The sequence below is a fragment of the Spirochaetota bacterium genome, from assembly GCA_004297825.1.
Classification (GTDB): domain Bacteria; phylum Spirochaetota; class UBA4802; order UBA4802; family UBA5368; genus FW300-bin19.
In genome coordinates, this window is sequence record SCSX01000038.1 from 1 (window position 1) to 3271 (window position 3271).

Below are 3271 nucleotides of genomic sequence, written 5' to 3' on the forward strand. Positions count from 1 at the left end.
AGGAGGCATCGAGCGGGGACATTCTCGCCTACCTTGAGACCGTTCGCGAGGAGAAACCAACGCTCCCGCGGGCGACGTTCTATCAGCTTACATGGCTCTACCGATACTTGCTGGAAGAGGGAGAGATTTTGGTAAACCCGATGACGAAGATCGAGCTTTTGACCGAGCCTTCTTCTCCGAAGCGCCCTGTCTTCACTGAGGATGAGGTGAGAAGAATCCTGAACGTCCCGAATGATTCTCTCGAAGGCATCAGAGACCGGGCTATCGTGGAGCTTTTCTACTCGGCGGGCCTCCGGATGTCCGAGCTTACGGGCTTAGACGTGGACGATGTGGATTTTCACAACCGCGAGATATTTGTACGGCATGGGAAAGGCGGGAAGGAGCGGATAGTCCCGGTGGGAGAGAAGGCCCTCGTTTCCTTAGAACGGTACATGACGATACGGGAGCGGTTCATTAAGCCAGGCGGAGACGCAGACGCTCTTTTCCTTAATGCCGGCGGCCGCCGGATCAAAGCGTTATCCGTGCAGGAGATGATCCGCGCCCGCAAGGCTGAGGCGTTGGTTTTCTCTCCCGGAGGGAGCCACGCCCTGCGCCGCTCGATGGCGAGCCACTTGCTCGCGCATGGAGCGCCGATTTACCTGATACAGCGAATGCTTGGCCATGAGCACTTGGAAACGACCGAAAAATACGCGCGGGCATGTGGATCCGATCTGCGGGATATCCACGCGATGAGCCACCCGAGGGCGAAGGAGGTTGGGGCATGAAAGATATGAAAGAGGGCCAAGGGATGATAGGCAGCCATGAGCTTTCGGATTTTTTGGTATACGTACGCCGCCTGGGCCTGGCGGCGAAGACGTACAAGAACTACGAGCAGACGCTTACGGATTTCCTGCGCTTTACGTGGGAAGAGTATCCCGACCTGAAGGATATTACTGAGATTACGAGGGAAACGATACGCTCGTACGAGAACCATTTACTCTCCGCGCCTGGTTACCGGAAAAAGCCGTTAACGAAGGAACGCCGCGCGCGGTATTGCATGAACATACGGGTATTTTTCCGGTTTTTAGAGCGTGAGGAGAGAGTGTATCGGAACCCGGCGTCGAATATCGCGATACCCAGGAGGCGTAACCCCTTGATCAAGGACGTGCTCACGGTTGAGGAGATGGATACGTTACTGAAAGCGGCAGCCGGGGAGACGTTTCAGGGCCTTCGGGACCGGGCAATTTTGGAGCTTCTCTACTCCACGGGGATCCGCTCGGAGGAATTGTGCGGCATACAGATGGGGGATATAGACTTAACGGAAAAGCTGCTCGTGGTGCGGAAAGGGAAGTTTGGGAAGGAGCGAGTGGTCCCCTTTGGGGAATCGGCGAAGTATTGGGTATCGCGGTATGTGGAGCGCGTGCGGGGACTGCTTGGAGCGGGAAACAACGATCGACTTTTCGTATCGCTTCGCGGTAAAAACCTTACCGTGAGTATGCTGTGGAGGATTGTGAAGCGGGCGATGAGGACGGCGGGCATAGAGAAGAACGTGACGGCGCACACCTTCCGGCACTCGTGCGCGACGCACATGCTCAAAGGGCGGGCGGATATCCGGTACGTGCAGAAGCAGCTGGGGCACGAGAGCATATCGAGTACCGAGCGGTATTTGAAGATCGAGATTGCCGATTTGAAAGAGGTGCACGAGCGATGTCATCCGCGGGAGCGGGAGGACTGGTGAGAGCGTAATTAGCTCGCCAGTGGTTGAATTAAGGATTTTTAAAATTACTCTGGTGACAGCCGGCCTGTTGGCTTGTGGGTATCCGTCTTTTGGATATCCATAAGTCGACAGGCTGCACTGATGATATGAGCGCGCCACGGCGGAATGTCTGATGTGGGTAACTCGGTCTTTACGAGTTATCCATATCGGACATGGAGCAACGGGAACGGAACTGGACCTTCGCACGAACGCGATAAACCTGCCGTACGATAAAACAAAAACCTCCCGTCCGCTTGCCGCGGCACGGCGCATAATTGACGGTGGGCGGTTTCGCTTCGCTTCACCCAAATGCCGCGCACGCGGGGAAGACGCGCGGCACTTCGCCCACCTCCGGCATTATGCGCCATGCCGCGGCCGTATCCGTGTGAATGAAACCCCCTCGCGCGTGAGCCCCTGAAAAGCCCCGTATTTTGAGCCTTTTGCTGTTGGGCTGATGTGCACATGTGGACAGCCCGCAAACGTCGCTGTTCATGATCGCGTGCGTGACCCGGCCTGCCCACATGCGCACATCCCCACTACCGCCGCGATGACGGTCCGATTTTATCTCACTTTGTTCCCGGGGCTTCGCCCACAATTTCGTTGACAAATGCCGACAGATGGCGTATTTTCGAGCGAATTGAGCGGGATACCACATAGAAAACCGATGATAACGGCCGGGATGTATAGCGGGGATTTTTATTGCGCCATATGTTGAATACGGGAGAGACAATATGGACGCAAACTTCCTTGAGAAATGGCGCAAGTGGCGAAGCGATACGAAGGACCGCATCACGGCCGGCGAAAAAGATTGGGACGGCAAAACCAGGGAGCTTCGCGGCAGGGAGTTCGAATGGATAGAGGACGCGGGGCGGGCCATAACCACCGACGACGCGCAGGAGATGGCCGTTCGCCTTACGAACATCGTGAACGGCATGGTGGACGAGGTGAACCGGAAGAACGGCAGCGATTGTTTGATTGACAAAATCGACGTTGGGGCCATACTTTCGCAGGTGCTGGCGACCTCGCCGGGCGTGATCCCGCAGGATCTGATGAAGCTCGCCGGCGACATCGACACGAGCTTCGCGCTTACGCAGGTGAGCCGGCGTAACGTTGACACGAGCGTGCTCGACGAGTTCGAGGGCTTGTTCAAGGACTACCAGGCCCAGCAGCAGCGGGCGACCAACCTCAAGATGCTTGTTGCCGTAGACGAGATCATAGACAATTTTACCGCCACCATCGACGACATGAACAAGAACATGCACAAGGAAATTTTCGGGATGCTGGCGGACTACGGCTACGCGAAGCATGGTAACCAGTTCGTGCGCACGAAGGAAGGCGTTGACCAGGACGTGTGGGACTATAAGGATTTTCTCTTTAGTGGAAAGGAATTTAAAGACAGCTACGTAAACAGCTACAAGAAGAAGCTGGGCATTGACGGGGATTTTAACCGTGCCGTGCTTTCCATGGAAGGGTTTTCCGTAGAGTCCCTGATGGACGTTCTCATGAAAGATTTACAGATAGGCTTCGAGAAAAAAG

3 protein-coding genes are annotated in these 3271 nt (G+C 55.6%); all 3 read left to right on the forward strand.

Translation table 11 applies throughout. From position 1 onward, the window contains the following. Positions 1-764 (forward strand): hypothetical protein (locus EPN93_08620; protein TAL36280.1); only part of this gene is annotated, 764 nt, incomplete at its 5' end. Continuing rightward, the gene (locus EPN93_08625; protein ID TAL36281.1) at positions 698-1717 is read left to right on the forward strand and encodes a hypothetical protein; all 1020 of its coding nucleotides are present in this window, start codon (positions 698-700) and stop codon (positions 1715-1717) included. The genes EPN93_08620 and EPN93_08625, both read left to right, overlap by 67 nt. Positions 1718-2466: 749 nt before the next feature. Further along, positions 2467-3271, forward strand: an 805-nt coding sequence (locus EPN93_08630; protein TAL36282.1) for a hypothetical protein, incomplete at its 3' end; no start/stop codon positions are given.